At 66.0% G+C, this 26292-nt stretch carries 33 protein-coding genes; 9 read left to right on the forward strand and 24 right to left on the reverse strand.

The annotated features are described in order from the left end of the window. Entirely contained in the window at positions 1-765 is a 765-nt protein-coding gene (locus AC4D6D_RS00540; protein WP_334181564.1) for a YebC/PmpR family DNA-binding transcriptional regulator, read from the reverse strand. A gap of 178 nt (positions 766-943) precedes the next feature. Further along, positions 944-1180 carry a DUF2312 domain-containing protein gene (locus AC4D6D_RS00545; protein ID WP_021232392.1) on the reverse strand — a complete coding sequence of 79 codons (237 nt, stop codon included), beginning with the start codon at positions 1178-1180 and terminating at the stop codon, positions 944-946. A gap of 283 nt (positions 1181-1463) precedes the next feature. Here AC4D6D_RS00545 and sugE point away from each other — a divergent pair, with 283 nt between their 5' ends. Further along, on the forward strand, positions 1464-1781 hold the full coding sequence (gene sugE / locus AC4D6D_RS00550) for a quaternary ammonium compound efflux SMR transporter SugE (RefSeq protein WP_147220744.1): 318 nt from the start codon (positions 1464-1466) through the stop codon (positions 1779-1781). Positions 1782-1806: 25 nt separating this feature from the next. On the opposite strand, the gene AC4D6D_RS00555 is transcribed toward sugE, so the two are convergent. Then, positions 1807-2118: a DUF1244 domain-containing protein gene (locus AC4D6D_RS00555; RefSeq protein ID WP_147220697.1), complete on the reverse strand. Its 312-nt coding sequence runs from the start codon at positions 2116-2118 to the stop codon at positions 1807-1809. Between the two features lie 79 nt (positions 2119-2197). On the opposite strand from AC4D6D_RS00555, the gene pyk reads away from it, so the two are divergent. Continuing rightward, on the forward strand, positions 2198-3682 hold the full coding sequence (gene pyk, locus AC4D6D_RS00560; protein WP_491326070.1) for a pyruvate kinase: 1485 nt from the start codon (positions 2198-2200) through the stop codon (positions 3680-3682). 43 nt (positions 3683-3725) lie between these two features. Here the strand turns inward: pyk and AC4D6D_RS00565 are convergent, their stop codons facing one another. The 14 genes from AC4D6D_RS00565 to coxB form a co-directional block, all read right to left on the reverse strand. After that, the gene (locus AC4D6D_RS00565; RefSeq protein ID WP_491326071.1) at positions 3726-4217 is read right to left on the reverse strand and encodes a molybdenum cofactor biosynthesis protein MoaE; all 492 of its coding nucleotides are present in this window, start codon (positions 4215-4217) and stop codon (positions 3726-3728) included. Then, positions 4174-4410, reverse strand: coding sequence for a MoaD/ThiS family protein (locus AC4D6D_RS00570; RefSeq protein WP_491326072.1), 237 nt, complete (start codon positions 4408-4410; stop codon positions 4174-4176). Before AC4D6D_RS00570 ends, AC4D6D_RS00565 begins: the two co-directional genes overlap by 44 nt. 3 nt (positions 4411-4413) lie before the next feature. Next, a complete protein-coding gene (gene moaA, locus AC4D6D_RS00575) occupies positions 4414-5418 on the reverse strand; it encodes a GTP 3',8-cyclase MoaA (RefSeq protein WP_491326073.1) in 1005 nt (334 codons plus the stop codon). 8 nt (positions 5419-5426) lie between these two features. Further along, the gene (locus AC4D6D_RS00580) at positions 5427-5753 is read right to left on the reverse strand and encodes a Rossmann fold domain-containing protein (RefSeq protein ID WP_491326074.1); all 327 of its coding nucleotides are present in this window, start codon (positions 5751-5753) and stop codon (positions 5427-5429) included. Between the two features lie 3 nt (positions 5754-5756). Continuing rightward, entirely contained in the window at positions 5757-6128 is a 372-nt protein-coding gene (locus AC4D6D_RS00585) for a dihydroneopterin aldolase (protein ID WP_491326075.1), read from the reverse strand. Between the two features lie 11 nt (positions 6129-6139). Next, positions 6140-7051: a class I SAM-dependent methyltransferase gene (locus AC4D6D_RS00590; RefSeq protein ID WP_491326076.1), complete on the reverse strand. Its 912-nt coding sequence runs from the start codon at positions 7049-7051 to the stop codon at positions 6140-6142. Next, positions 7051-8451, reverse strand: coding sequence for a threonine synthase (gene thrC, locus AC4D6D_RS00595; protein WP_491326077.1), 1401 nt, complete (start codon positions 8449-8451; stop codon positions 7051-7053). The genes AC4D6D_RS00590 and thrC overlap by 1 nt, the downstream gene beginning before the upstream one ends. Positions 8452-8554: 103 nt before the next feature. Next, positions 8555-9121 carry an SURF1 family protein gene (locus tag AC4D6D_RS00600; protein WP_491326078.1) on the reverse strand — a complete coding sequence of 189 codons (567 nt, stop codon included), beginning with the start codon at positions 9119-9121 and terminating at the stop codon, positions 8555-8557. An 85-nt stretch (positions 9122-9206) separates the two neighbouring features. Then, positions 9207-10028 (reverse strand): cytochrome c oxidase subunit 3, encoded by an 822-nt coding sequence (locus AC4D6D_RS00605; protein WP_147220687.1) that lies wholly within the window; start codon positions 10026-10028, stop codon positions 9207-9209. Positions 10029-10115: 87 nt separating this feature from the next. Continuing rightward, positions 10116-10721, reverse strand: coding sequence for a cytochrome c oxidase assembly protein (locus AC4D6D_RS00610; RefSeq protein WP_491326079.1), 606 nt, complete (start codon positions 10719-10721; stop codon positions 10116-10118). After that, positions 10721-10852 (reverse strand): cytochrome c oxidase system small membrane protein, encoded by a 132-nt coding sequence (locus AC4D6D_RS00615; RefSeq protein ID WP_491326080.1) that lies wholly within the window; start codon positions 10850-10852, stop codon positions 10721-10723. The genes AC4D6D_RS00610 and AC4D6D_RS00615 overlap by 1 nt, the downstream gene beginning before the upstream one ends. An 11-nt stretch (positions 10853-10863) precedes the next feature. After that, entirely contained in the window at positions 10864-11778 is a 915-nt protein-coding gene (locus AC4D6D_RS00620) for a heme o synthase (protein WP_147220685.1), read from the reverse strand. A gap of 92 nt (positions 11779-11870) precedes the next feature. Continuing rightward, the gene (ctaD, locus tag AC4D6D_RS00625; RefSeq protein WP_147220684.1) at positions 11871-13559 is read right to left on the reverse strand and encodes a cytochrome c oxidase subunit I; all 1689 of its coding nucleotides are present in this window, start codon (positions 13557-13559) and stop codon (positions 11871-11873) included. 28 nt (positions 13560-13587) lie between these two features. Then, positions 13588-14565, reverse strand: a complete 978-nt coding sequence (gene coxB / locus AC4D6D_RS00630) for a cytochrome c oxidase subunit II (RefSeq protein WP_491326081.1) — start codon at positions 14563-14565, stop codon at positions 13588-13590. Positions 14566-14843: 278 nt separating this feature from the next. Between coxB and pyrE the strand changes: the two genes are divergently transcribed. The 7 genes from pyrE to ruvX are packed head-to-tail and all read left to right on the forward strand — an operon-like array spanning position 14844 to position 20303. Continuing rightward, positions 14844-15428, forward strand: a complete 585-nt coding sequence (pyrE, locus tag AC4D6D_RS00635) for an orotate phosphoribosyltransferase (protein WP_147220682.1) — start codon at positions 14844-14846, stop codon at positions 15426-15428. Positions 15429-15471: 43 nt separating this feature from the next. Next, positions 15472-16212: a pyridoxine 5'-phosphate synthase gene (locus AC4D6D_RS00640; RefSeq protein ID WP_147220681.1), complete on the forward strand. Its 741-nt coding sequence runs from the start codon at positions 15472-15474 to the stop codon at positions 16210-16212. Positions 16213-16228: 16 nt separating this feature from the next. Further along, positions 16229-16639: a holo-ACP synthase gene (acpS, locus tag AC4D6D_RS00645; RefSeq protein WP_491326082.1), complete on the forward strand. Its 411-nt coding sequence runs from the start codon at positions 16229-16231 to the stop codon at positions 16637-16639. Between the two features lie 19 nt (positions 16640-16658). Next, entirely contained in the window at positions 16659-17585 is a 927-nt protein-coding gene (gene lepB / locus AC4D6D_RS00650; RefSeq protein ID WP_491326083.1) for a signal peptidase I, read from the forward strand. Then, positions 17585-18676, forward strand: a complete 1092-nt coding sequence (locus tag AC4D6D_RS00655) for an AI-2E family transporter (RefSeq protein WP_491326084.1) — start codon at positions 17585-17587, stop codon at positions 18674-18676. The genes lepB and AC4D6D_RS00655 overlap by 1 nt, the downstream gene beginning before the upstream one ends. Positions 18677-18708: 32 nt before the next feature. After that, on the forward strand, positions 18709-19836 hold the full coding sequence (locus AC4D6D_RS00660) for a DUF3089 domain-containing protein (RefSeq protein ID WP_491326085.1): 1128 nt from the start codon (positions 18709-18711) through the stop codon (positions 19834-19836). After that, positions 19818-20303 carry a Holliday junction resolvase RuvX gene (gene ruvX / locus AC4D6D_RS00665; RefSeq protein WP_147220676.1) on the forward strand — a complete coding sequence of 162 codons (486 nt, stop codon included), beginning with the start codon at positions 19818-19820 and terminating at the stop codon, positions 20301-20303. The genes AC4D6D_RS00660 and ruvX overlap by 19 nt, the downstream gene beginning before the upstream one ends. On the opposite strand, the gene AC4D6D_RS00670 is transcribed toward ruvX, so the two are convergent. From AC4D6D_RS00670 to argH, 7 genes are all read right to left on the reverse strand, one after another. Beyond that, entirely contained in the window at positions 20300-21205 is a 906-nt protein-coding gene (locus tag AC4D6D_RS00670) for a transposase (protein ID WP_491326086.1), read from the reverse strand. The two genes, ruvX and AC4D6D_RS00670, sit on opposite strands and share 4 nt — an antisense overlap. Next, positions 21193-22158, reverse strand: a complete 966-nt coding sequence (locus AC4D6D_RS00675; protein ID WP_491326087.1) for a hypothetical protein — start codon at positions 22156-22158, stop codon at positions 21193-21195. Before AC4D6D_RS00675 ends, AC4D6D_RS00670 begins: the two co-directional genes overlap by 13 nt. A 12-nt stretch (positions 22159-22170) precedes the next feature. Continuing rightward, entirely contained in the window at positions 22171-22335 is a 165-nt protein-coding gene (locus AC4D6D_RS00680; protein WP_222614130.1) for a hypothetical protein, read from the reverse strand. Positions 22336-22502: 167 nt separating this feature from the next. Beyond that, the gene (locus tag AC4D6D_RS00685) at positions 22503-23291 is read right to left on the reverse strand and encodes a precorrin-2 dehydrogenase/sirohydrochlorin ferrochelatase family protein (RefSeq protein WP_491326088.1); all 789 of its coding nucleotides are present in this window, start codon (positions 23289-23291) and stop codon (positions 22503-22505) included. A gap of 79 nt (positions 23292-23370) precedes the next feature. Beyond that, positions 23371-24630, reverse strand: coding sequence for a diaminopimelate decarboxylase (gene lysA / locus AC4D6D_RS00690; protein WP_491326089.1), 1260 nt, complete (start codon positions 24628-24630; stop codon positions 23371-23373). Between the two features lie 39 nt (positions 24631-24669). Next, positions 24670-24909 carry a hypothetical protein gene (locus tag AC4D6D_RS00695; protein ID WP_491326090.1) on the reverse strand — a complete coding sequence of 80 codons (240 nt, stop codon included), beginning with the start codon at positions 24907-24909 and terminating at the stop codon, positions 24670-24672. A 5-nt stretch (positions 24910-24914) separates the two neighbouring features. Then, a complete protein-coding gene (gene argH / locus AC4D6D_RS00700) occupies positions 24915-26288 on the reverse strand; it encodes an argininosuccinate lyase (RefSeq protein ID WP_491327263.1) in 1374 nt (457 codons plus the stop codon). Positions 26289-26292: the final 4 nt, after the last annotated feature.

Here is a 26292-nt window from a genome sequence, read left to right on the forward strand (position 1 = left end):
TCAGCCGAGCTTGGCCATAACTTCGTCGGAGATCTCGTAGTTGCCCCAGACGGTCTGGACGTCGTCGTCGTCTTCGAGAGTATCGACCAGCTTCATCAGCGTGCCGGCGGTGTCGGCATCGACATCGACGCTGAGGTTGGGCTTCCACGCCAGCTTCACGCCCTCGGCTTCGCCAAGAACCTTTTCCAGCTCGCGGGCAACTTCGTGCAGCGAATCGACCGAAACCCAGATCTGGTGGCTACCGGGGTTCTCGTCGCCGTCGCCCATGTCGCTCTCGACATCGTCGGCACCGGCTTCGATGGCAGCTTCGAGGACCTTGTCCTCGTCACCCACGCTGGCGGGGTACTCGATCAGGCCGAGGCGCTCGAACCCGTGCGAGACCGCGCCAGAGGCGCCTAGGTTGCCGCCGTTCTTGGAGAACGCCGTGCGCACGTTGGTCGCGGTGCGGTTGCGGTTGTCGGTCAGCGCCTCGACGATGAGAGCGACGCCGCCGGGGCCGTAACCCTCGTAGCGCACTTCCTCGTAGTTCTCGGCATCGCCCTTGCTCGCCTTGTCGATGGCGCGCTGGATGTTGTCCTTGGGCATCGACTGCGCCTTGGCCGCGTTGACGGCGGCGCGCAGGCGCGGGTTCATGTCGGGATCGGGCATGCCCATCTTGGCGGCCACGGTGATTTCGCGGCTGAGCTTGCTGAACTGCGCCGAGCGCTTCTTATCCTGTGCACCCTTGCGGTGCATGATGTTCTTGAATTTGGAATGGCCTGCCATGGGTCCGCTCTTGCTCCGCTCGTGCGCCTGCGCCGCAGGTTCGCGAGTCCGGGTGAATGATATGCGCCAAGTAGTGCGGAGGGCGCCTTACAACAGCGCGGCACCCCAGGGCAACCGCCCGGTGACGGGCAGTCAGGCGCCGGGAAATGCCCCGAAAGGCATTTCCCGAAACGCGTCCTCAGTCGATGCCGAGAGCGGTCTTGTAGGTGTCGAGCAGCATGTCCATTTCGCGGCGGTCGTCCGGCTTCATCTTACGGATGCGGACGATCTGGCGCATGATCTTGACGTCGTAGCCGACCGCCTTGCCCTCGTTGTAGACGTCGCGGATGTCGTCCGAGATGCCCTTCTTTTCTTCTTCGAGGCGCTCGACGCGCTCGATCAGCAGGCGCAGGCGATCGTCGGTGGTTTCGGCCATCGGGTAATGCTCCGGAAAAATATCGTGTGAATCGGTATGGCGGGCGCTGATAGCGGCAGTCCCGGATTCGGGCAAAGCGGCAGCCTGTGGAAATCCTGTGCGTAGAACGGGAAAAGTCGCCGGATTGCCTCTTTCGCCCCCTTTGCCTATGACGCTCCGGCGGCGACCACGTTCCCGCCTCCGCCTCAGGATCGAAGTGCGGCGGAGCTTCAAGACCGGGACGGCCCGGCAACCCGCTTGAAGAAGAAGGTTGCCCCGAATGCCTGCCGCCCCACCTGCTGCCATACCCTGGATCGTTCTCGTCATCGCCGGACTGTTTGAAGTCGTCTGGGCTTCGGCGATGAAGCAGTCGGAAGGCTTCACACGGCTCTGGCCGAGCGTCATCACGCTCCTGGCGATGCTGGCCAGCTTCGGCCTGCTGTCCTGGTCGATGCGCGTGCTGCCGCTGGGCACTGCCTACATGGTCTGGACCGGGATCGGCGCGCTGGGCGCTTTTCTGTTCGGAATCGTCGTGCTGGGCGAGACGGCCAGCGCCATGCGCCTCGCCGCCGCCGGACTGATCCTCGCCGGACTTGTCATCATGAAGCTCGCGAGTTCCTGATACCCGCGAGCTTCGCAGCGGGTCTTCAATGCCCGTCGCCGTTCTTCTTCAGGCTTTCCTCCATCCGCGCCAGCTGTTCCGGCGTCGCCTCGGTCTGGTAGGCCCGCTTCCATGCGTCGAACGGCATACCGTGGATCACTTCGCGCGCAGCCGCCCTGTCGCCTTCGAAGCCCGCATCGCGAATCCAGTCGGCCAGGCAATTGCGGCAGAAACCGGCCAGCCCCATGAGGTCGATGTTCTGCGCATCGTGACGGTGCTGGAGGTGACGCACGAGCCTGCGGAACGCGGCGGCGGCCACGGCGTCGTCAAGCTGATCGATCTGATCGTTTTCGTTCATATTTCTGCCAATCGTCCTTGGTTTGTCATGATGCCTTTGCCATACGACTCCAAAATATCGAAAGAGAGGCAGACAGATTTTGGCAACCACCCCTCCGTTTCGCCGTTCGCCGCACCATCGCGGGATCAAGCGCCAGCGCAAGGTGAAGATTCTCGCCACGCTCGGCCCCGCCAGTCGCGACAAGGAGACGATCGCCAAGCTGCTCAAGGCCGGGGCCGACGCCTTCCGCGTCAACATGAGCCACGGCGACCACGATACCCACCGCGAAACCATCGCCAACATCCGCGCGGTCGAGAAGGACCTGATGCGCCCGGTCGCGATCCTCTGCGATCTGCAAGGCCCGAAGCTGCGCGTCGGCACTTTCGCGGAAGGCAAGGTCTTCATCCGCCACGGCGCCCACTTCACGCTCGACCGCGATCCCGCGCCCGGTGACGAAAATCGCGTCTGCCTGCCGCATCCGGAACTCTTCGGCATCTTGCAGAAGGGCCAGCGCCTGCTGATCGACGACGGCAAGCTGCGCCTCGTGGTCATCAAGCCGGAAGCCGATTCGATCCTCTGCACCGCCGAAGTCGGCGGCTTCATTTCCGACCGCAAGGGCGTGAACGTGCCCGACGCCATCGTGCCAGTGCCTGCGCTGACCGACAAGGACCGCCGCGATCTCGCCTTCTCGGTAGAGCAGGGCGCGGACTGGATCGGCCTGTCGTTCGTCCAGCGTCCCGAGGACGTGGCCGAGGCCCGCCGCCTGATCGGCGGGGCCTGCGCGCTGATGTCGAAGATCGAGAAGCCCGCCGCGGTGGATGCCATCGACGGGATCATCGAGCTCTCGGACGGCATCATGGTCGCGCGTGGCGATCTCGGCGTGGAACTGCTGCCCGAGGAAGTGCCGCCGATCCAGAAGCACATCATCGCCAAGACGCGCGCCATCGGCAAGCCGGTCGTGGTCGCCACGCAGATGCTGGAATCGATGATCACCAGCCCCTCCCCGACCCGCGCCGAGGTCTCCGACGTTGCCAATGCCGTCTATGACGGCGCCGACGCGGTGATGCTCTCGGCCGAGACGGCGGCAGGCCAGTGGCCGGTCGAAGCGGTGACGATCATGGACCGCATCGCCGTGAAAGTGGAGACCGACTCCACCTACCGCGAGCGCATCCACCTCACCCAGACCCCGCCCGACGCCACGACCGCCGACGCGCTCTCGGCCTCCTGCGCGACGATTGCCGATACTCTGCCGATCGAGGGCATCATCGTCTTCACCGGCTCGGGCGGCTCGGCCCGCCGCGTCGCCCGCGAGCGGCCCGCCGCGCCAATGCTGGTGCTCACCCCCTCGCAGAAGACCGCCCGCCGCCTCGCCCTGCTGTGGGGCGCGCACAATGTCATCACCAAGGACATCGGCAGCTTCGAGGAGATGATCGCCAAGGGCAAGCGCATGGCGCTGCGCCACGGCTTCGGCGCTGCGGGCACCCGTCTGGTGGCGCTGGCAGGCGTGCCCTTCGGTGTGCCGGGTTCGACTAACCTGCTCCATGTCGTGACCTTGACCGGCAACGAACTGGATACGCCGAACTGAGGGTAGGGGCGCGGCCGGGGATACCGGCTGCGCCCTTTTCTTTTCACGCCCAGCGGGCGAGATCCTCGATGTCCTGGGTGCGCGGCTCGATCCAGCGCCATTCCCCGGCGACTTTCTCGCGCTTCCAGAACCACGATTCGCTCTTGAGATGGTCCATCGCGTAATCGGCGGCGGCAAAGGCGTCGCGCCGATGCCGAGCGGCAGCGGCGACCAGCACGATCGGCTCGCCCGGCACCATCACGCCACTGCGGTGGATCACCAGCAGCCCGTCGAGCGACCAGCGCTCGCGCACGCGCCCGGCCAGTTCCTGCATCGCCGGCAAGGTCAGCGGCGCATAGTGGCTGAGTTCGAGCGCCTCCACCCCGCCGCCCTCACGCACCTGCCCCAAAAAACTGACGATGCCGCCCGCTTGCGGCAGGTCCACGGTAAAACGCCGCAGGGCTTCGGCGGGGTCGAACGGTTCGGTGAGCAGCAGGGCGTCGCCGGACACTTCAGCCTCCCGAAACCGGTGGGAGGAACGCGATCTCATCGCCATCGGCAAGCGGTGCCTCGCCCTGCACGAGGGTTCCGTTCACCGCATAACGAATGCGCGGCCCGCGCAGGGCCTCGGCAAGCTCAGGCTCCAGCCCGGCGATGACCGCCGCCAGCGAAGGGACAAGCGCCACTTCGCGCGAGCCCGCTCCGGCAAGGTCTTCCAGCCTGCCCAGAAAAACGAGAGTGAGCGCCATGGATCAGCCGCCGGTCATCGACATGTGGCGCGCCAGCGCAGGCTGCGCCCCGGCGCGGTCGATGGCGAAATGGTGGCGTTCGGGCTTGATCCGCATCGCCGTGTCCAGCGCCCGGTCGAGCGCCGCCTCAGGGTCGTCGCTACGCAGAGCGGCGCGCAAGTCCACCTGCTCGTCACCGCCGAGGCAGGCATAGAGCCGCCCCGTCGCCGTCACCCGGATACGATTGCAGCCCTCGCAGAAGTTCTGCGTGAGCGGGGTGATGAGGCCCAGTCTGCCGCCGGTCTCGGCCACGTCGAAGTAGCGCGCGGGGCCGCCGGTGCGATGCCCGCTCGGCGTCAGTTGCCAGCGCCTTTCGAGATCCTTGCGCACCGCCGAGAGCGGCAGGTAATGATCGAAGCGATCTTCCTCGACTTCGCCCAGCGGCATGACCTCGATCAGCGTGGCATCGAAGCCCTGCGCATGGGTCCAGGCGACGATCTCGGGAATTTCGCTCTCGTTGATGCCTTTCAGGGCGACGGTGTTGATCTTGACCTTCAGCCCCGCCGCCTTGGCCGCCGCCAGCCCGTCCAGCACCTGCGGCAGCGAATCGCGGCGGGCCAGCGTCTCGAAGCGGCCGCGATCGAGCGTATCGAGCGAGACGTTGATGCGCCGGACTCCGGCGGCGAACAGGTCGTCGGCAAATTCGGCAAGCCGGGTGCCATTGGTGGTGAGAGTTAGTTCTTCGAGACCATCACCTAACTTACGGCCAAGCGCGCGGACCAGTTCGATCATGTCCCGCCGGACCAGCGGCTCCCCGCCGGTGAGGCGCAGCTTGGTAATGCCGCGCGCGATGAAGCCCAGCGACAGCCGGTGCAGTTCGTCCAGCGTGAGCACGTCCTTCCTCGGCAGGAAGGTCATGCGTTCGGGCATGCAATAGGCACAGCGCAGATCGCACCGATCGGTCACCGAAAGCCGCAAGTAGGTGATGCGACGCCGGAACTGGTCCACGAGGGGCGATGCAGTGCTCATTGCTGCCGCTATAGCACGCTCCCCGCGTCCTGCCCATCAAGCCGAAGGTATTGGCCGGTTATGCCTTGGGCCAGGGTCAGCCAGTCGGCGGCAGCGACAACGGCTTGCTCGGACGCCCCTGCAACGGCATTGACGCGGCGCGGCGCATGGTCTCGCGCGAGCGCCTGAACCACGGCCAGACGCCAGCCATGGTGCTCGTGGCCGCCCGGCGCGAACACCAGCGTCAGATCATCGTCCTGTCTCAACAGCGCGCGCGCCTGCGGCAGGATGTCGGCATGGAACTGCGCGGCGGCATCGAGCGGATCGTCCGCCAGAGGTCCGACGCGCAGGATCATGGCTCAGCGGCGCTGCCGGGTGAGCGTGATGCCGATCTTCTCGCCCGCCTCGGCGATGGCGAGCTTGACGATCTTCACCGTCACCGCCGTAATCCGCGCGTCCTGCAGGAACAGCGTCTCGCAGACGTGATCGGCCACCGCCTCGATCAGCTTGAAATGGACGCCCTGCGGCAGCGCATCACTGGCCGCGAACTTGAGGTCCATATAGTTCTTGCTCTCGGTCAGCGGCGTATCGGGCGTGTAGCGGTCGATCGGCTTCATCGAGACCTGAATGGTAAAGCGCAGCGGCTGCGGCTTGCCGGTCTCTTCCGAGTAGATCCCGGTGAGAACATCGTGTTCGAAATCGGCGACTTCGAGAGTGAGCGAATCGGTCATGGAGCGCGCCTTTAGCCGTTATTGCGCCAGCGCGCGAAAATTGCTGTCGGCAGCAGGCGGCCTTCCCGCTCATCCTGAGCTTGTCGAAGGACGTCTTCCCGCACCGAGAGGTCGCCGTGCTCGATGGTGCCGGGCAGATCCCGGAACAGTTCTTCCATCAGCCCGGCCAGCGCCAGCGAGGACATGCGCACGGCATAGACGGTCAGGAACAGGAACTTGCTGTCGCCATCCAGAAGCTGGCGGCAATCGGCGAGCAGGCCGGGCAGGTTCTCCTCCAGACGCCATGTCTCGCCCGTGGGGCCGCGACCGAACTTCGGCGGATCGAGGATGATGCCGTCGTAACGCTTGCCCCGGCGCACTTCGCGCGCGGTGAACTTGGCGGCATCGTCGATCAGCCAGCGGACCGGGCGATCCTCCAGCCCCGCCAGCGCCGCGTTCTCTCGCGCCTGACCGACCGACTTCTTCGAGGCATCGACATGCGTGACCGGGCCATGCGCCGACAGCGCCAGCGTGCCGACCCCGGTATAGCCGAACAGGTTCAGCGTATTGGCGTCGGCCTTGTCCGCGAGCATTTCGCGCATCCAGTCCCACACCGGCGCCATGTCCGGGAAGAAACCGAGATGGCGGAACGGGGTGCACTGCGCGGTGAAGCTGACTTCGTTCCACGCCAGCGGCCAGCCTTCGCGCGGCACCGGCTTGTCGAACAGCCACCTGCCGCCGCCGTCCTCGTCCGAGCCGGGCACGAATTCGCCGTGCGCGTCCCAGTTTTCGAGGCGCGGGGTCCACATCGCCTGTGGTTCGGGGCGCACGAAGCGGTAGTCGCCATAGCGCTCCAGCTTGCGGCCATGGCCCGAGTCGACAAGGCCGTAATCGTCCCAGCCCTCTCCGGCGAGAATGACGGGTTGGGTTTCCAGGCGTGCCATCAGATCTTCGGGCTCGCATGCTGGGCCACGAAGGTGGCGATCGAATCGTAGTCGCCAGTCAGTTCGACGCACTTCTCTTCACGCTCGAACAGGTCGCCGACGCGCGCGGGCAGGCCCGAGCGCTGGCCGGTGGCGCGTTCGACCGCGTCGGGGAACTTCGCGGGATGCGCAGTCGCCAGCGTGACGACCGGAATGCTCGCATTGATCCCGGCAGTGCGGGCTGCGAAGAGGCCGCAGGCGGTGTGCGGATCGATCAGCTCGCCGCAATTCTCCCAGGCCCAGCGGATGGCCTGCGCCATCTCGTCGGCATCGGTGCGCGCCGAGGTGAACAGTGCGGAAGCGCCTTCACGCTGCGCATTGGTGAGCTGCATGGCCTTGGTCGCCTCGAACCCGGCCATCTGCTCGGCCAGCGCCTTGCCGTCGCGACCGTTCAGGTCGAACAGCAGGCGTTCGAAGTTCGACGAGACCTGGATGTCCATCGACGGCGCGGCGGTCGGCGTGACGGTGCCCTGCGAATAGTCGCCCTCGGCCAATGCGCGGTGGAGGATGTCGTTGACGTTGGTGGCGACGATCAGCTTCTCGACCGGCAGGCCCATCTGCGCGGCGACATAGCCGGCGAAGACGTCGCCGAAGTTGCCGGTCGGCACGGAGAAGGCGACCTTGCGGTGCGGCGCGCCCAGCTGGAGCCCGGCGGCGAAGTAATAGACCACCTGCGCCATCAGACGCGCCCAGTTGATCGAGTTCACCGCGCCGATGGCGAAGCGATCGGTCATCGCCTTGTCGTTGAACATGCGCTTCACGGTGGCCTGCGCGTCGTCGAACGAGCCGTCGATGGCGATGTTGTGGACGTTGGGCGCCAGCACCGTGGTCATCTGGCGGCGCTGCACGTCGGACACGCGGCCCTTGGGGTGCAGCATGAAGATATCAACCTTGGCGCGGCCAGCCACGGCGTCGATCGCGGCCGAGCCGGTGTCGCCCGAGGTCGCGCCGACGATGGTCAGATTACGCTCCGAACGGCCGAGAAACTCCTCGAACAGCAGGCCCAGCAGTTGCAGCGCCACGTCCTTGAACGCCAGCGTCGGGCCGTGGAACAGTTCCAGCACCCACTGCTGCTCGTCGAGCTGCTTCAGCGGCGTCACCGCCTTGTGGGCGAAGCGACCGTAAGCCTGCGTGGTCAGTTCCAGCAGACGGTCATACGTCAGGCTGCCCTCGACGAAGGGGAACATGATCTTCGCGGCCAGCTCGGCATAAGGCAGGCCCGCCATGGCGGCGATCTCTTCGGCCGAGAAGCGCGGCCATTCACGCGGCACATAGAGGCCGCCGTCGGATGCGAGACCGGCGAGCGTGGCGCCTTCGAAGTCGAGCGCCGGTGCGCTGCCGCGGGTGCTGATGTAGTCCATGACCCGCGCGGTTAGCCGCAGGGGCGCGAAATGAAAAGCCTGTCGTTGGGGTTTGGCAAGAACAATTCCTAAAGCCCCGCGAAGTGAAATGCCGGAACACGGCTCAGGATGCGCGCCGCTTCCTCAGCGCCAACGCATAGATCACCAGCGCCGTAGCCGCGAAAACGAACCACTGGATCGCATAGGCGAAGTGATTGTTCGGAATGTCGGCGGGGTCGGGAACGGCGTTGGCGTCCAGCCCGGCGAGCGGCGGCGAGGCCACCAGCCGCGGCCCCGGCGCGATCACGCCGTGGACCTCGCCGCCCGACCAGCCCCCCGCCGCCGTCGGCAGCCGCGACCAGCCAAGGACGACGAGCGCCCGCGCACCGTCCGCGAGAGTGCAGTCGGCCGTCTGCGCGGCGCCCGATTCGCCTCTGGCGTTGCGTCCGGCAATGCTCGAATGACCGGCAACGGCCACGCAATCGAGCCGGGCATGGCGATAGAGCAGGTCCTCCTGCCCCCCGGCATCGCGCGGCCAGTCGACTTCGCGGGCAAGATTTTGCGCCGCCGCATAGTGCGCGAGCAGCGCCTTTTTCTCGCGGAGGCGATCGAGCTGCCAGAAGCCGAGCGCGATCATCAGGCCTACTGCGGCTAGGACCAGCAGCGTGGCGAGGACGGGAATTCGGCGCATCTCTCTTCCTCGACTCGTTGAAAGCGAAAGAGGGCAGACGCGGTTGGCCCGGCTGCCCTCTTTTCGAACGTCGATCGTGAACGCCTCAATGCGTCGGATAACCCCAGCCGCCCCAGACGTAGATGGCGACGAACAGGAACAGCCAGACCACGTCGACGAAATGCCAGTACCAGGCCGCCGCCTCGAAACCGAAGTGCTGGCGCGGGGTGAAGTCGCCGTTGTAGGCGCGCTTCAGGCAGACGATCAGCATGATGGTGCCGACGATGACGTGGAAGCCGTGGAAGCCGGTCGCCATGTAGAAGGCCGAACCGTAGGTGTTCTGGCCGAACGGGAACGGGGCGTGGATGTACTCGTAAGCCTGGATGCACGAGAACAGCAGGCCGAGCAGGATCGTCGCCCAGAGGCCCTTCTTCAGCCCCTCGCGGTCACCGTGGATAAGCGCGTGGTGCGCCCAGGTGACGGTTGTGCCAGAGCACAGCAGGATCAGCGTGTTGAGCAGCGGCAGGTCGAACGGGTCCATCACCGCCTCGATCGCCTTGGGCGGCCACTGCCCGCCGACCGCTTCCGCAAGGGTCGAGGGGAACAGCGAGAAATCGAAGAAGGCCCAGAACCAGCCGACGAAGAACATCACTTCGGAAGCGATGAACAGGATCATGCCATAGCGCTGGTGAAGCTGCACCACCGGCGTGTGGTCGCCCGCATGGGCTTCCTTGATGATCTTCGAGAACCACATGAACATCGAGGCCAGCAGGATCGCCAGGCCCAGCCAGGGCACGAACTTGCCGCCCGCCATGTCATGCATGAACAGGACCATGCCCGACGTGAATGTCAGGGCACCGATGGTGGTCGCCAGCGGCGCGATGTCCGGCGGAAGAATGTGATAATCGTGATTCTTTGTACCGGCCATGGTGCCTTCGTCCCCGTTCTCGACTTCCGTGTTCGATTCTTCCGGTGGGGTAATGCTCCCCCCGTGATTTGTATCCCGTACCGGGACTTAACCGCCCGTGCCGCCGTGGTCCAGCGTCTTTGCATCCGAGATGCTGGTGACGTGGAACGTATAGCTGAGGGTGATCTGCTCCACGTCCTTGTTGTCGGGATCGTTCAGGATCGCCGGATCGACGTAGTAGATCACCGGCATCTTTACCGCTTCGCCGGGCTGGAGCGTCTGCTCGGTGAAGCAGAAGCACTGGATCTTGTTAAAGTAGCGCGCGGCCTGCTCCGGCTCGACATTGAAGCTGGCGGTGCCGGTGATGACCTTGTCGGAATCGTTTTTGGCCCAGAAAAGCGCCATGTCACGCTCGCCGATGGTCACCGTGTCAGTGCGCTGGAGCGGCTTGAACTGCCACGGCATGCCGCGCTCGACATTGGCGTCGAAGCGGATCGACATGGTCTTGTCGGTCACCTTCACGCCCGCCGCCTTGGCTTCGTCGGCACGCTGGGTGGTCCCGCCGTAGCCGGTCACCTGGCAGAACATGCGGTAGAGCGGAACCGAGGCATAGCCGAGGCCCAGCATCAGCAGAGCCATCGACAGGGCGATGAAAGCGACGCGCCGGTTGCTGCGGCGCGAGATGGGCACAGCTAGGGCGGGGGCCTCGGCCATCAGCTCATCTTCGCGATCGAGATCAGGAACACCAGCACCACGAAGCCTGCCAGGCTGAGCGCCAGAACCCGATTGCGACTGCGGCGAATCTGCTCGGGGGTTCTGGGATCGGACGACTTGGCTTCGTTCATGCTGCGATCTTTCAAAGGACGATGAAGCGATCCACCACCAGCACCGCGAAAAGCGCGAAGAGGTAGAGCACCGAATAGGCGAAAAGCTGCTTTTCCGGCTTCATGGCGTCGTCCTCGCCGCTGCGCTCGCGCAGGCCGACACGGATGGAAAGCGCCAGGAACAGCGAGGACAGCACCAGGGCGGAAATTCCGTAGATCGCGCCGGTTCCGCCGATCCACCACGGCAGCACCGAAAGCGGCAGCAGCAGCACGGCGTAGATCAGGATCTGATGGCGCGTCGCCTTCTCGCCCGCGACGACCGGCATCATCGGAATGCCGACCTTGGCATAGTCGCTCTTCACGAACAGCGCGAGCGCCCAGAAGTGCGGCGGGGTCCAGAAGAAGATGATCGCGAAAAGCAGGACCGGCATCAGCGTGACATGGCCGGTCACCGCCACCCAGCCGATCAGCGGCGGGAAGGCCCCGGCACCGCCGCCGATGACGATGTTCTGCGGCGTCCGCGGCTTGAGCCAGATCGTGTAGATCACCGAATAGTAGATGATCGAGATCGCCAGGATCGCGGCGGGCAGCCAGCCGACCGCAAAGCCCATCAGGAAGACCGAGACCGCGCAGAGCACGCCCGCGAAGTCGCGCGCGGTAGTGCGGTCGAGTCGGCCCTGCGGCAGCGGGCGATTGGCCGTGCGCTTCATCCCGGCGTCGAGATCGGCCTCCCACCACTGGTTGAGCGCGGCGGCACCGCCCGCCCCCATGGCGATGCAGAGGATCGCGGTGAAAGCAATAACCGGATGAATTCGCTCAGGCGCGGCGAGCAATCCGCAGAGGCCGGTGAAGATCACCAGGCTCATCACACGCGGCTTGGTCAGCGCCAGTAGATCGCGCCAGTCGGCGGGCAGGAAAGCGGTTTGGGAGGGACTCGTTGTCGTCATGATGGTGGCCCCTTACACCCACGAGGCCCCGAAAAGCGAGGACCTTGCGAATCGGGCGCCGCCCCGGCGATCCGCCGGGACGGCGCATGGGATCAGTGGTGCGCGGCTTCCTCGATGACCGGAAGCGTCTCGAACTGGTGGTACGGCGGTGGGCTGGACAGCGTCCATTCCAGCGTCGTGGCACCTTCGCCCCAGTAGCTGTCCTCGGCCTTGCGGCCTGCCGTGTAGGCATAGATCATGTTGATCAGCCACACGACGAGGCTGGTCGCCATGACCATGTAGCCGATCGTCGCGACGTGGTTCCAGTGCTGGTAGGCCTCGGCATAGTCCGGATAGCGGCGCGGCATGCCTTGCAGCCCGAGGAAGTGCATCGGGAAGAAGATCATGTTCACGCCGATGAAGAAGATCCAGAAATGGACGTGCGCGAGGAACTCGGAGTGCATGCGGCCGCTCATCTTCGGGAACCAGTAGTAGAACCCGGCGAAGAGCGCCGTCACCGCACCCAGCGAAAGCACGTAGTGGAAGTGCGCCACGACGTAGTAGGTGTCGTGCAGCACGTCGTCGACGCCGCCGTTGGCCAGGACCACGCCGGTCACGCCGCCGACGGTGAAGAGGAAGATGAAGCCGATCGCCCAGACCATCGGGCTCTTGAACTCCACCGAACCGCCCCACATCGTCGCGATCCACGAAAAGATCTTGATGCCGGTCGGCACCGCGATGACCATGGTGGCGGCGGTGAAATACATCTTCGTGTTCACCGACATGCCGGTGGCGTACATGTGGTGCGCCCAGACGATGAAGCCGACCACGCCGATCGCGACCATCGCGTAAGCCATGCCGAGGTAACCGAACACCGGCTTCTTCGAGAAAGTCGAAACGATCTGCGAAATGATGCCGAAGCCCGGCAGGATCATGATGTAGACTTCGGGGTGGCCGAAGAACCAGAACAGGTGCTGGTAAAGCACCGGATCGCCGCCGCCCGAGGGGTCGAAGAAGGTGGTGCCGAAATTACGGTCGGTCAGCAGCATGGTAATCGCGGCGGCCAGGACCGGCAGCGAGAGCAGCAGCAGGAAGGCGGTGACGAGCACTGACCACACGAACAGCGGCATCTTGTGCATGGTCATGCCGGGGGCACGCATGTTGAAGATCGTGGTGATGAAGTTGATCGCGCCCATGATCGAGCCGGCACCGGCAAGGTGCAGCGCGAAGATGCCGAAGTCTACCGCGGGTCCGGGCGAGCCGCTGGTCGAGAGCGGGGCATAGACCGTCCAGCCGGTCCCCGCGCCGAGACCCGTGCCGCCGGGCACGAAGGCGGAGCACAACAGCGAGATGAAGCCCGCCACGGTCAGCCAGAACGAGATGTTGTTCATGCGCGGGAAAGCCATGTCCGGCGCGCCGATCATCAGTGGCACGAACCAGTTGCCGAACCCGCCGATCATCGCCGGCATGACCATGAAGAACACCATGATCAACCCATGGGCGGTGATGAGCACGTTCCAGACGTGCAGCGTCGAGTTGAAGTCCGGGTTGGTCGCACCGAACCAGCGGGCGAAGATATCCAGATACTGGATTCCCGGTTCGGCCAGCTCGACGCGCATCATGCCGGAGAAGGCACCGCCGATGATCCCCGCGAAGATCGCGAAGATCAGGTACATCGTGCCGATGTCCTTGTGGTTGGTGGACATGAACCAGCGCGCGAAGAAGCTCGGCTTATGGTCGTGATCGGTGTGGGCGTGGTGATCCACATTGCCCTGGAAATGCTCGGGAACGGTGGTTGCCATGGTAGAGGCCCTGTCCTTCGATTCGCGCTTATTCGGCGGTAGCTGCGGCAGTAGCATCGGCGGCCGGGGCCTCTGACGCTGCTTCCGTGGCGACTGCGGCAGGGGCCGCGACTGTTGCTGCTGCGGCAGCGGGCTTCTGGCCGTCGATCACGCCGCCGGCATGGGTCAGGACCCAGGCGTCATATTGCGCGCGGGGCAGCGCCTCGACCGCGATCGGCATGTAGCCGTGCTTTGCGCCGCAGAGTTCGGAGCACTGGCCGTAGTAGACGCCCGGCTTCTCGACCAGCAGCACCTTCTCGTTGATGCGGCCGGGCACGGCGTCGAGCTTGAACCACAGCGAGGGCACCGCGAACGAGTGGATCACGTCGGCGGCGGTGATCTGGAGCCGGATCGGCTCGCCCACCGGCACCACCATGCGGTTGTCCACCTCAAGGTGCGAGGGGCCGTCCCAGGGCTTGGAACCTACCTCGCGCACGCCGTTGTTGATGGTCGGCTGGCCGGGCAGGTTGAGCATGTTCGAGACGACCTCGAAGTCGCCGTTGTCGGGGTAGCCGTAAGTCCAGAACCACTGGTTGCCGGTGACCTTGATGGTCAGCGCACCCTTGGGAGCGGGCTTGTACTGCTTGGCGATGAGATCGATCGAGGGGACCGCGATGCCGATCAGGATCAGCACCGGAACCAGCGTCCACACCACTTCGAGAATGGTGTTGTGGCTGGTCTTCGAAGCCACCGGATTGGCCCGGCGGTTGAACCGCACCGCGATGATGATGATCAGCAGCAGCACGAAGAGCGTGATGACCGTGATGATCGGCATCAGCACGCCGTCGTGGATCCACTCGCCATATTCGCCAAGCTTGGAATATTGCTGCTGGAGGCCGATTCCGCCTTCCACCGGCATGCCGATGCCCGGCGTTGGCTTCATCGGCGTGTAGCCCGCTGCGGGAACGGCCTCGGCGGCGGGCGCCGCGATTGCGGAAGTGATTGCCAGACTTGACGAAAACGCCATGGCTGCAACGAAATACCGACCGACGGCCTTCGCAGACTCGCCCAAAGTAAGAACGGTTTTGCCCAATATCATGGTTACAGCGCTTCCGTTTTCTTATGATCGCGCAAGTGAGTCGCCTCCCAAGCGCGCACCCCTATTTCGGAGGCTTTTTGCCCCCGTTGACAAGGGGCTATACGCGGCCTTGCCGCCTGTCTCAAGCGCCTCTAGGGGATTTTTGACGCATGGGGTCCTCGCACCCCGCCAGAACACATGCAAATTGCACCAAAGGAATACCTCCGATGCAGGAAGAAGAAGTCCTCGCCGAGTTCCGCGCCAGCAAGGCCTTGCTTGAAGGGCATTTCCTGCTTTCCTCGGGTCGGCACAGCGCTTACTATCTCCAGTGCGCACGGGTTCTGATGAACCCCGACCGCGCCGGACGACTCGCTGTCGCGATCGCGGCAAAACTCCCGCACGATATTCGCAAGGCCATCACCAAGGTCGTCTCGCCCGCGATGGGCGGGGTCATCATCGGCCAGGAAATGGGCCGCGCCCTTCAGGTCGACGCGATGTTCGTCGAGCGCCCGACCGGCACGTTCGAACTGCGCCGCGGCTTCAGCCTGGAACCCGGCGACAAGGTGCTGATGGTCGAGGACGTAGTGACCACCGGTCTCTCCAGCCGCGAAGCCATAAAGGCGATCGAGGAAGCCGGCGGCGAAGTGATCGCGGCGGCCTCGCTGATCGACCGCTCCGCCGGTGCGGTGGACCTCGGCGTACCGTTCTTCCCGCTGGTGGCGCTCAACTTCCCGACGTACGCGCCAGACGAACTGCCGCCCGAACTGGCCGCCACCCCGGCGGTCAAGCCCGGCAGCCGCGCCCAGCCGTAAACGGCTTGAAGGCCCGATCCTCCGTTCTGTCCAGGATGAGCGCATGAACGTCCTCACCCCTTCCCGCCTGCGCCTCGGCGTCAATATCGACCATGTCGCCACCATCCGCAACGCACGCGGCGGCGAGCATCCCGATCCGGCCCGCGCCGCGCAGATCGTGGCGCAGGCCGGGGGTGACGGCATCACCGTGCACTTGCGCGAGGATCGGCGCCATATCCGCGACGAGGATCTGGAGCGGGTGGCCTCGGCCACCGGGCTGCCGATCAACCTCGAAATGGCCGCGACCGACGAGATGCTCGAAATCGCGCTGCGCCACCGCCCGCATGCCGCCTGCATCGTGCCCGAGCGGCGCGAGGAGCGCACGACCGAGGGCGGCCTCGACGCGGCGGGGCAGCACAACCGCCTCGCCCCGATCGTCGCGCGCCTGTCGGACGCGGGCATCCGGGTCAGCCTGTTCATCGCCCCCGAGCCGCGCCAGATCGAAGCGGCGATGAAGCTGGGCGCCCCGGTCGTGGAATTCCACACGGGCGAATATGCCCATGCCGAGGGCGAGCAGGTCGCGGTTGAACTGCGCCGCATCGTCGACATGGCCGCGCTGGCCGCCAAGAACGGCATCGAGCCGCATGCCGGACACGGCCTCACGTACGAGAACGTGCAGCCGATCGCCGCCATTCCACAACTGGCGGAACTCAACATCGGCCATTACCTTATCGGTGAGGCGATATTTTGCGGGCTGGAAACGAGCGTGAAGAAGATGCGCCAGTTGATGGACGAGGTTCGGTGAAAGGAGCCGGAATTTCATGATTATCGGCCTCGGCTCGGACCTCTGCAACATCGAGCGGATCCAGAACTCGCTCGATCGCTTCGGCGAACGCTTCCTCCAACGCGTCTTCACCGACCTCGAACAGGCCAAGGCCGCGCGCCGTCCGCATACCGTCGCGGGCACGCTGGCCAAGCGTTTCGCCGCCAAGGAAGCCTTTTCCAAAGCAGTCGGCACCGGCTTCAAGGCGGGCGTGTTCATGAAGGACATCGGCGTCGTCAACGCCCCCTCCGGCGCGCCGACCCTGGCCCTGACCGGCGGCGCGAAAACGCGGCTGGACGCCCTGACTCCGGCCGGACACGAACCCGTGGTTCACCTTACGCTCACGGACGATCATCCATGGGCGCAGGCCTTCGTGGTCATCGAAGCGCGCCCCCTTCCCCAATCCTGACGCCGAGTATTTCCGGGACATGATCCAACAGCCCAAGCCGACCATGAACCAGATGCCCGCCAAGGCCCCGCCCGCAGCGGAAAAGGTCAACTGGTTCCAGGAACTGCGCGGGCTTGCGCTGATGCTGCTGGGCGTGCTGGCGTTCCATTCGTTCATCGCCAAGCCGTTCTACATCCCTTCGATCTCGATGATGCCGGGACTGCTGGTGGGCGACCGGCTGGTGGTCTCGAAGTATCCCTATGGTTGGAACTGGTCCTCGATCAGCTTCCACCTGCTGCCGCGCAGCACCTGGCGTCTGCTCGGTCACACCCCGGAATACGGCGATATCGTCATCGTCGTGCCCGGCAACCGCAAGGCCGACCTCATCAAGCGCGTGGTCGCCCTGCCCGGAGACCGCATCGCCGTGATCGACGGCCGCATCCGCCTCAACGGCAAGTTCGTGCCGCGCGAGACGATTCCCCCGGTCCGCATCGCCGCCGACGATTCGCTGACCTGCGAGGGCGATGCCGAGCCGGGCCACTGCTACGACGGCTTCGAACAGTTCCGCACCCGCCTGCCGAGCGGCAAGGACGTCTACGAAATGCCGACCTACCGTGAAACATTGCCCAACGGCGCCAGTTATCAGGTTATCGACTACCTGAACCAGGAGCTGGACAATTACCCCGAGATCACGGTTCCAGAAGGTCATATCTTCCTGATGGGCGACGATCGCGACCGCTCGGCGGATAGCCGCGCCCCGTTCGAGACCGACATGTTCGGCCGTCCGGGCGGCGGCCTCGGCGGTCCGGTGCCCCTCTACGACGTCGGCGGGCGGGCGGAGTTCATCACTTTCTCGCTGGACGGCACCCAGAGCTGGAACCCGCTGACCTGGTGGGGCGCCCTGCGTCCGGGCCGCTCTTTCACCAGTCTGCGCCCACCGGTCGATCCCGCGAAAGCCTGGAACTGATGGCTTCGGGACCGGAGCGCAAGGAAGACCTCACCGGACGCGCCGGTCCCACCGACATTTCCGATCCGCTGATCCGCACCGAAGCGCGCAAGGCCTTCGTCTGGATCGGCATGGCGGCGCTGCTGGCGCTGGCCGTTTTCCTCTCGCAATCGCTGATCGTCATCTTCGGCGGGATCGTCTTCGGCGCCCTGATCGACGGCGGCGCGCGGGTGATCCGCAAGGTCCTGCCGCTGCCCCGCGGCGTCTGCGTCCTGCTCGTCCTGTTGCTGGCGGCGCTGTTCCTGCTCTGGGTCGCACGCTTCGCCGGCAGCCAGATCGCCATGCAGGCGGCGGAACTGCCCGCGACGATAGAAAGCCAGTTCCGCCACGGCCTGAGCTGGCTCCACGCTCATGGCATCCAGCCGCGCATCACCGATTTGCGCGGCATGGCGCAGGAGGCCGTCGGCGGGATCGGGCAAGTGACCCGCGTGGTCGGCGGACTGATCGGCGTGGTCACCACCCTGTTCCTGATCCTGGTGCTGGGCATCTACTTCGCGCTGGAGCCGCGCCTCTACCAGCGCGGCGTCGGCTGGATGCTGCCGATCGACCGCCGCGACCATTTCGAGAGCACCGTCACGATCATGGGCCAGGCTCTGCGGCGCCTGCTGTTCGGCCGCCTGATCGGGATGACCGTGGAAGGCCTGTTCACCTGGGGCATGCTGCAGTTCTACGGGGTGCCGATGGCCGCCCTGCTCGGCCTCATCACCGGCCTGCTCGCCTTCCTGCCCAATATCGGCGCGCCGATTTCCGGGATGATCATGATCCTCGTCGGCTTCTCCGGCGGCTACGAGATGGGCATCTACACGATCATCGTCTACGTGCTGATCCACCTGATCGACGGCTACCTGATCGTGCCGATGATCGCGCGCAAGACCGTGGACCTGCCCCCCGCGCTGGTGCTGGCGGCGCAGCTCATCATGGGCGTGCTGTTCGGCCTGCTCGGCCTCGCCCTTGCCGACCCATTGGTGGCGATGATCAAGATCTGGCTGGAGCGCGAGGCGGACCGCAACGGCGGCGGCGCCTCGGCCGATATCGCGGATAGCCCCGCTTGACCGGCGCTTGCGGGCAGGCGAGACCCTGAACCATGGCCCGCAAGTTCCTCTACATCATCGCCATTCTCGTGATCCTGGTCATCGGGGTCTTCGTGGCCCTGCGGATATGGTCGGAGGACCTGACAGAACTCGCCTTCGTTCCGAACGTCGAATATGCCCACAAGGATGCGCTCGGCCCCGAGGCCTGGCGCGATCAGAAGATGTGGCTGGCCCGGCCGGACATGCCGGACGATCCCTCGCGCTGGCTGCCGCCGGGCGTGGAGAAGCCGAGGACGCGATACAGGGTCGCGGTGTTCTTCGTCCACCCCACCAGCCTCGTCGCCCGCAGCGCCTGGAACGGGGACGTGACCGACGCCTTCTCGCAGGACCGCGCCGCGCTCTTCGTGAAAGGCATGGCCAGCCCGTTCAACCGCGCCGAAATCTGGGCGCCGCGCTACCGGCAGGCGGCGATCGGCGCCTTCCTCACCGCCGCGCCGGAAGCCAACCAGGCCATCGACCTCGCCTATTCCGACGTGCTCGCTGCCTTCGACCAGTTCGTGAAGAGCGTGCCGCGCGGCCGCCCGATCGTCGTGGCCGGGCACAGCCAGGGCGCCTTCCTGCTGCGCCGCGTGCTGCGCGACCGGGTGGCGGACAAGCCGCTCGCAAAGCGCATTATCGCCGCCTACGTGATCGGCTGGCCGGTCTCGCTCGCCCACGACCTGCCGAAGATGGGCCTGCCGGCCTGCACCGCCCCGAAGCAGACCGGCTGCGTCGTCTCCTGGCTCTCGGTCGCCGATCCCGCCGACACCAAGATGCTGCTCAGCGCTTATGGCCGCCGCACCGGGCTGGACGGGCAGGGCGTGGCCGAAAGCCCGTTCCTCTGCACCAATCCGCTGACCGGCAGCGAGGGCGGCAGCGCCGATGCCGCGACCAACCTCGGCACGCTGGTTCCCGAGTTCCGTCCCGATTCCCGCAGCGCCAGCGGCACTCTTGTGAAGGCGACGGTGCCAGCCAGCTGCGGTCCCGATCATTTTCTCCACATCGGACCACCTCCGGCGCTGAACATGGGGCCTTACGTGCTTCCCGGAAACAACTACCATCTCTATGACGTCACCCTTTTCTGGGCGAACCTTCGCGCGGATTTCGAAGGACGGGTTGCGACATGGCAGAAGGCACAGTGATCACCACCAGCGCGCTGGACTATCGCGATGCCTTGCCCGAATCCGGCGGAGCGCTGCTGGGGCTGGACCTCGGCACCCAGACCATCGGCACCGCCTTCTGCGACGCAGGCTGGCGCTTCGCCTCGCCCGGCAAGACGCTGAAGCGCGGCAAGTTCGGTGCCGACCGCGAACTGCTGCTGGAGCTTATCCGCGAGCGCTCGATCAAGGGTATCGTCATCGGCCTGCCGCTCAACATGGACGGTTCCGAAGGCCCGCGCTCACAGTCGAGCCGCGCCTATGCCCGCAATCTCGGCGCATTGGGCCTGCCGATCCTGCTCTGGGACGAGCGCTGGTCCACTTCCGGCGCCGAGCGGGGCCTGCTGGAACAGGACATGAGCCGCGCAAAACGCGCCACGCGGATCGATTCCGCCGCGGCGGCGGTGATCCTGCAAGGGGCCATCGATGCCCTGGCGGGCGGGATGTTCTAGGCTCCGGCCCGCCGTACCCGAGCTTCGGTCGAAACCAGCCGACTGCCGCAACCTTCCGCCTCGCGCCAGACCGCATCGCGCGCCTCGGCGCTTGTCGCCTGCGCCGCCAGCGCCTCCCAGGCGACCAGCCTCATGCGATCGCTGGGATGCCCTTTGCCGAAGCGCGCGGCGAGATCGCGCGCTTCCTCCCCGCCCAGTGCCACGGCGATGCGCAGGAAGCTCTCGCTGGGGCCATGGCCGTGCAGCCGGGTGACGGTGCCCTTCGCGATGTCGAAATCGTAGCGGTCCATCCAGCTCTGCACCGCCTGCGTATGCACGAGGTTCAGCGCCACCGAGAGCGAGGTCGGCGGATGCTGGACATGGACATCGCGCCGCGCCCGGTAGTGAACCAAGCACCCCGGTTCGAGCACGAGGCGTCCGCGAGGCACTAGATCAACCGCCTCGCCCGCATTGCCGACGACGGCCTCGTAGGCGTATTCGAATTCGTCGGAACGATAGCCCGGCCCGAAATAGCCCAGCGCCAGAATGTCGGCAGTGTGATCGTGCGCCAGCCCATAACCCAGCGCTTCCGGTCCCCCGGCCCGGTAGAGCGCGTCCTGCTCGGAAGGCCAGATGCGGGCATTCAGAAAGAAGCTGCCCTGTCCCGGCGTCACCAGCATGATCGACTGCGGCCCGACGCCTTCGAGCGCGTCGGCGCCGTCGGGAACCGGCGCCAGCCCCGAGATCAGGTCCACCAGCAGGTCGCCCAGAAAGTTCCGGTCGTTGCCGAGACGTTGCAGCCAGTTGGCCGCATGGGACAGGCTCACCTCGTCACGCGGGTCGAAGCCCCAGCTCGACAGGGCATCGACGAATTCCGCAAGCGAGGCGCTCGTCGGATCGCGCAAGGTCATTATCCGCGCCATTGCGCCACTCTTTCCAGTTCTGGCCACTGTGCGATCAGGGAACGATGAAGGTCCCGCGCGGGACCCGCCAGTTCCCTGTCTTCGCCCTCCGCCACCGTGCCCAGCAGCACCAGCCCGGCGCGCGTATCGATGGCGAGGATCGCGCGCAGCGCTTCCCAGCGCAGCGCTGCCGACCCCATGCCGTCGACGATCCGCGACAGCACCGGCACCGCATCCTGCCGCCCGAGACCGGCCAGTACCGCCATGGCCATTTCCAGCCGGTTGTACTCGGCGGTCAGCGCCGCCTGTCCCTGGAAGGCACCGTCCTCCAGAGCGAATGCGCGCACCGGACGATGCAGCGAGGCCAGTCGCTGCAACCGCAGCACGACGAGGCTCCCGTCAACCTCCTGGAGCTTGAACGCCTCCCGCGCGCCGTTGCGGTAAAGCGCGTCGCCGGGTTCGAGTGCAACCGGCTCGATATGCAGCGTGCCGGATGAATCACGTAAGATCCGGTCTCCCCGCCCGCGCCCGGCGAGCACGCGCGACCATGTCTGCTTGGGCGCGAACTCCACCGTCAGGGGAGGCGGATCACGCGCCAGCGCTTCCCCGTCGTAGACTGCCAGTGCCAGCGTGGCGGTTCCCGCATGGGCCAGCAACACAGTGTTCATCGTCTCGCGGTGGGCATGGCGGAACGGCAATTGCCCGAGGGGAAAGCTGCCGATCGCCTCGAGGCCGCGCCTGACCAGCTCCGAAACCAGCGCGCCCGCCGCGTCTCGATTGCCTTCGAACAGCGCCGCAAGCGGCCCGCAAGCCTCCAGTTCCGCCCCCCTGCCGAAGCGCTCCAACGCCGTGAGCACCGGTGCGACATGGGGTAAGGCACGCCAGTCGGCGACCGTCCTTGCCAGTTCGCGCTGCCCCAGCACCCATGCCTCTTCATCTTGCGCGAGCGCCTTCAGGTCCTCATGCACCTGCATCGGCGGTGTGCCTCAGGTGCCGGGATGGAGTTCGTAGAGGCAGGGCAGCAGCAACGCGTGGTTGTCCTCCAGGCACTGTCGCGGACCATGGAGCCCCGTCGGCTGCTCATGCGGAGAGAAACCGGCAAGGTCCGGAATGCTGGTAAATGCGATCTGCGGCAATTCCGGAGTCATCACGTCAGGTAGTTGCAAGACTTTCCCTTTCGGCCTTTCCCTCGCCGCCCGGGAAGATGATGCCGCACACCTGACTTTTGAATGAGTTAATTCCCTGAAACTTTAAACCCCAATTTAACCAGCGAAAACGGCCGACGGGGTTGTTGTATAATGCGCACAACCGTTCGTGGTTAATGGCACGGCGCCGCCCGCAGGATCACCAGCAGACCGCGCGGCTGTTCATAAGCCTCGCCGAGCACGCGGCGCCCCGCATCGGCGCGGGCGCGGTCCAGTATCGCCTCGGGCACATCGACCTCGTGGCAAATGAGGTCCGCCGAACCCAGCAGGCGCGCCTCCCGCAGGGTGAGGTCATCGGGATCCGAGCTGCGCAGCACGATCTCGACCGTCTCGCTCGCCGGATCGGCAGCCTCGGACAGCCACCCGGCGACACGCTCGGGCCCGGCGTCCGTGAGGGGATCGAGCGCCCCGCCCTGCCCCAGCGCCGCATCCAGCGCCTGCCGCCGCTCGCCCGGATCGGAAAAACGGGCGCGCAAGGCAGGCCGCGCCGCGAGCAGTGCGCGGGCCAGAGCGCCCAGCGTCTGCGGTAGCAGCGCCTCCAGCCGCAGGCGCAACTGCTTGGCCAACCCTGCCGAAGCCCCGCCCGTGCCGATGGCAAGGAGCACCGGGGTGCGGTCGAGAATCGAAGGCACGGTGAAATCGCAAAGCATCGGCCGGTCCGGCGCATTGACCAGCAGCCCCGCCGATTGCGCCTGCTCCACCCCGGCGCGGGCGGCACCCTCGTCTTCCTCGGCGATGAAGGCGATCCGCGCGCCCTGGGCAATGCCTTGCGCAAGATCGGCGACGACCTGCCCGCCCGCCCGCTCGACGAGGCGACGCTTGGCCTCGGCGGCCTCTCCGCTGCCGGTGACGACCACCGGGCGACCGGCGATGCGATGGAACAGCGGCAGGCTCTCGATCATGAAAACAGGACCTCAAACGAAAAGGAACGGCGAAGCGCGCCGTTCCTATCCATTCAATGCCTGCTTGTCGAAGCCCGACTCAGGCGAGCCAGTCCGGCACCGTTTCGGCAGCGAGGATCGCTTCCGGTTCGATGCGGGCGGCGACCACCGCCCACTTGTCGCCATCGACCATGACCTCGGGCACCAGCGCGCGGCTGTTGTAGGTGTTGGCCATCGTCGCGCCGTAGGCCCCGGCAGTGCGGAAGATCGCGAGATCGCCCGCCGCGACTTCGTCGATCTCGCGGCCCATCGCGAAAGTATCCGAGCTTTCGCAGATCGGGCCGACGATGTTGGCGGTCATCGTCTTCCCATTGGGCTTCACCGCCGCGAAATCGTGCCAGGCATCGTACATGGCCGGGCGGGCGAGGTCGTTCATCGCCGCATCGACGACGACGAAGGGATTCACCACGCCTTCTTTCAGGCGGACGACTTCGGTGACGAGCACGCCGGAATTGCCGGTGATCACGCGGCCCGGCTCGAACATCAGGGTGACGCCCCAGTCCTTCGCGACCGAGGCGACCATCGCGCCGTAGTCCTGCGGGGTCGGCAGCGAATCGCTTGCCTTGTAGGGGACGCCGAGACCGCCGCCGAGGTCCATGTGCGTCACCGAGTGGCCTTCGGCGCGGATCGCCGCCATCAGCTCGCCCATCTTGAGGAAAGCGAGGCGCGAGGGTTCGAGGTCGGAAATCTGGCTGCCGATGTGGACCGCAAGGCCCTTCATCTCCAGCCCCGGCAAGGCCGAGAGCCGGGCATAGATGCCGCCCGCGCGGTCGTAGGGGACGCCGAACTTGTTGTCCGCCTTGCCGGTGGAGATCTTGGCGTGGGTGCGGGCATCGACGTCCGGATTGACGCGAAGCGCGCAGGGCGCGCGCAGGCCGAGGGACGCGGCGATTTCCGCCAGTTCCACGCCCTCTTCCTCGCTTTCGAGGTTGAACTGGCCGATTCCCGCCTTGAGCGCGGCCGTCAGTTCGCGGCGGGTCTTGCCGACGCCCGAGAACACGATGTCACCGGCCGGAATGCCCCCTGCCAGCGCGCGGTTCATCTCGCCTTCGGAGACGACGTCGGCGCCGTAGCCCTCGTTCGCCAGCAGGCGCAGCACGGCAAGGTTGGGGTTGGACTTCACCGCGAAGGCGATGTGGACGCTGGGCAGTTCGGCCAGCGCTTCGCGGAAGACGCGGGCGTGGCGGCTGATCGTCGCGCGGGAATAGACGTAGACGGGGGTGCCGACTTCGCGGGCGATCGCGGCCAGCGGTACGTCTTCGGCGAAAAGCTCGCCGTCGGTCAGGGCAAAATGGTCCATGGGTTTCTCGGTATCTGGGAGGCCTGTTCGGCCTGAAAATTATTCGGGCGGCGGGAGATCGAAAGGATCGTCGTCCCGTGGTTCCGAGCGGGTGCGCAGTTCGACGCTGCGTTCGGGGATCGCCAGCGTCGGCGTCTGGAGCAGCTCGCCGCTGCCCGGTTTCTGCGCGCGGCCGTAAGGCGCGGGCGGAAGCTGCTGTCCCGGTTTCAATGCCAGCGCCGCCCTCTGGCCGCAGGCCGACAGCGCGAGAAGCAGGATCAGGGCGGCAGTCTTGCGCATCAAGCTCACTCCAGACCGAGCGCAAGCCGGGCTTCGGCCACGCGCAGGCGTACCTGATCGGGCGCGGTGCCGCCGTGCGACTTGCGCGCGGCGACCGAAGCCTCGACCGAGAGCGCCTTGAATACGCGCTCGTCGATGCGGCTGTCGATGGCCTTGAGGTCTTCCAGCGGCAATTGATCGAGCGCCAGCCCGCGCTGCTCGGCCAGCTTCACGGCCGAGCCGGTGATGTGGTGCGCCTCGCGGAAGGGAATGTTGCCCTCGCGCACCAGCCAGTCGGCGAGATCGGTGGCAGTGGCGAAGCCCAGTTCGGCAGCGCCGCGCATGCGATCGGTGCGGAAGCGGGTTTCCGCGACCATCCCGGTCATCGCCGCGATCGACAGCGCCAGCAGGCTGGCCGCCTCGAAGACCGGCGGCTTGTCGTCCTGCATGTCCTTCGAATAGGCGAGCGGCAGGCCCTTCATGGTGATCATCAGGCTGGTCAGGCAGCCGACGATCCGGCCGGAATGGCCGCGAACCAGCTCGGCGGCGTCGGGATTCTTCTTCTGCGGCATGATCGAGCTGCCGGTCGACAGCGAATCGGGCAGCGCCACGAAGCCGAAGGGCTGGCTCGCCCAGATGATGAACTCTTCGGCCAGGCGCGATAGGTGCAGCGAGCACTGCGCGGCGGCCATCAGGTAATCGAGCGCGAAGTCGCGATCCGACACCGAATCGAGGCTGTTGTCGGTCGGCGCGTCGAAGCCCAGCGCCTGCGCGGTCATCGTGCGGTCGATCGGGAAGCCGGTTCCGGCGAGCGCAGCGGCGCCGAGCGGGCTGCGGTTCATGCGCTTGCGGGCGTCGGCGAAGCGCGAACGGTCGCGGCCGATCATCTCGTAATAGGCCATCAGGTGATGGCCGAGCGTCACCGGCTGCGCGGTTTGCAAGTGGGTGAAGCCGGGCATGATCGAATCGGCATGCTCACCGGCGCGGATGACGAGCGCCTTTTGCAGCGCATCCAGCCCCGCCTCGGCCTGATCGACGGCATCGCGCACCCAAAGGCGGAAATCGGTCGCCACCTGGTCGTTGCGCGAACGGGCGGTGTGCAGGCGTCCGGCGTCCGGGCCGATCAGCTCGGCCAGACGGCCCTCGGTGGTCATGTGGATGTCTTCGAGGTCCCAGTTTTCCGGGACTCCCGAGACTTCGTACTCGGCCGCGACCTGATCCAGACCGTCGCGAATCGTGATCGCATCCTCGGCCGAAACCACGCCGCAGGCGCCCAGCATCGCGACGTGTGCCTTGCTGGCCGCGATGTCCTGCCGCCACAATGCCTTGTCGAAGGGGATCGAGGCATTTATCTCGCGCATGATCGCAGACGGTCCACCTTCGAACCGTCCACCCCACATCTGG

It is taken from the genome of Novosphingobium sp. BF6, from assembly GCF_058273105.1.

Bases quoted from the DNA above. Each gene is read 5' to 3' on its own strand.
- acpS (WP_491326082.1), top strand. From the start codon at position 16,229: ATGATTATCGGCCTCGGCTCGGACCTCTGCAACATCGAGCGGATCCAG.
- lepB (WP_491326083.1), top strand. From the start codon at position 16,659: ATGATCCAACAGCCCAAGCCGACCATGAACCAGATGCCCGCCAAGGCC.
- coxB (WP_491326081.1), bottom strand. From the start codon at position 14,565: ATGGCGTTTTCGTCAAGTCTGGCAATCACTTCCGCAATCGCGGCGCCC.
- AC4D6D_RS00600 (WP_491326078.1), bottom strand. From the start codon at position 9,121: ATGCGCCGAATTCCCGTCCTCGCCACGCTGCTGGTCCTAGCCGCAGTA.
- argH (WP_491327263.1), bottom strand. From the start codon at position 26,288: ATGTGGGGTGGACGGTTCGAAGGTGGACCGTCTGCGATCATGCGCGAG.
- AC4D6D_RS00555 (WP_147220697.1), bottom strand. From the start codon at position 2,118: ATGAACGAAAACGATCAGATCGATCAGCTTGACGACGCCGTGGCCGCC.
- AC4D6D_RS00615 (WP_491326080.1), bottom strand. From the start codon at position 10,852: ATGAACGAAGCCAAGTCGTCCGATCCCAGAACCCCCGAGCAGATTCGC.
- ruvX (WP_147220676.1), top strand. From the start codon at position 19,818: ATGGCAGAAGGCACAGTGATCACCACCAGCGCGCTGGACTATCGCGAT.
- AC4D6D_RS00590 (WP_491326076.1), bottom strand. From the start codon at position 7,051: ATGGCACGCCTGGAAACCCAACCCGTCATTCTCGCCGGAGAGGGCTGG.
- AC4D6D_RS00580 (WP_491326074.1), bottom strand. From the start codon at position 5,753: ATGATCCTGCGCGTCGGACCTCTGGCGGACGATCCGCTCGATGCCGCC.
- moaA (WP_491326073.1), bottom strand. From the start codon at position 5,418: ATGAGCACTGCATCGCCCCTCGTGGACCAGTTCCGGCGTCGCATCACC.
- ctaD (WP_147220684.1), bottom strand. From the start codon at position 13,559: ATGGCAACCACCGTTCCCGAGCATTTCCAGGGCAATGTGGATCACCAC.
- AC4D6D_RS00675 (WP_491326087.1), bottom strand. From the start codon at position 22,158: ATGCAGGTGCATGAGGACCTGAAGGCGCTCGCGCAAGATGAAGAGGCA.
- AC4D6D_RS00655 (WP_491326084.1), top strand. From the start codon at position 17,585: ATGGCTTCGGGACCGGAGCGCAAGGAAGACCTCACCGGACGCGCCGGT.
- AC4D6D_RS00685 (WP_491326088.1), bottom strand. From the start codon at position 23,291: ATGATCGAGAGCCTGCCGCTGTTCCATCGCATCGCCGGTCGCCCGGTG.
- AC4D6D_RS00610 (WP_491326079.1), bottom strand. From the start codon at position 10,721: ATGGCCGAGGCCCCCGCCCTAGCTGTGCCCATCTCGCGCCGCAGCAAC.
- AC4D6D_RS00605 (WP_147220687.1), bottom strand. From the start codon at position 10,028: ATGGCCGGTACAAAGAATCACGATTATCACATTCTTCCGCCGGACATC.
- pyrE (WP_147220682.1), top strand. From the start codon at position 14,844: ATGCAGGAAGAAGAAGTCCTCGCCGAGTTCCGCGCCAGCAAGGCCTTG.
- AC4D6D_RS00620 (WP_147220685.1), bottom strand. From the start codon at position 11,778: ATGACGACAACGAGTCCCTCCCAAACCGCTTTCCTGCCCGCCGACTGG.
- AC4D6D_RS00585 (WP_491326075.1), bottom strand. From the start codon at position 6,128: ATGACCGATTCGCTCACTCTCGAAGTCGCCGATTTCGAACACGATGTT.
- AC4D6D_RS00540 (WP_334181564.1), bottom strand. From the start codon at position 765: ATGGCAGGCCATTCCAAATTCAAGAACATCATGCACCGCAAGGGTGCA.
- AC4D6D_RS00640 (WP_147220681.1), top strand. From the start codon at position 15,472: ATGAACGTCCTCACCCCTTCCCGCCTGCGCCTCGGCGTCAATATCGAC.
- thrC (WP_491326077.1), bottom strand. From the start codon at position 8,451: ATGGACTACATCAGCACCCGCGGCAGCGCACCGGCGCTCGACTTCGAA.
- AC4D6D_RS00570 (WP_491326072.1), bottom strand. From the start codon at position 4,410: ATGGCGCTCACTCTCGTTTTTCTGGGCAGGCTGGAAGACCTTGCCGGA.
- AC4D6D_RS00660 (WP_491326085.1), top strand. From the start codon at position 18,709: ATGGCCCGCAAGTTCCTCTACATCATCGCCATTCTCGTGATCCTGGTC.
- AC4D6D_RS00565 (WP_491326071.1), bottom strand. From the start codon at position 4,217: ATGGCGATGAGATCGCGTTCCTCCCACCGGTTTCGGGAGGCTGAAGTG.
- lysA (WP_491326089.1), bottom strand. From the start codon at position 24,630: ATGGACCATTTTGCCCTGACCGACGGCGAGCTTTTCGCCGAAGACGTA.
- AC4D6D_RS00695 (WP_491326090.1), bottom strand. From the start codon at position 24,909: ATGCGCAAGACTGCCGCCCTGATCCTGCTTCTCGCGCTGTCGGCCTGC.
- AC4D6D_RS00670 (WP_491326086.1), bottom strand. From the start codon at position 21,205: ATGGCGCGGATAATGACCTTGCGCGATCCGACGAGCGCCTCGCTTGCG.
- AC4D6D_RS00545 (WP_021232392.1), bottom strand. From the start codon at position 1,180: ATGGCCGAAACCACCGACGATCGCCTGCGCCTGCTGATCGAGCGCGTC.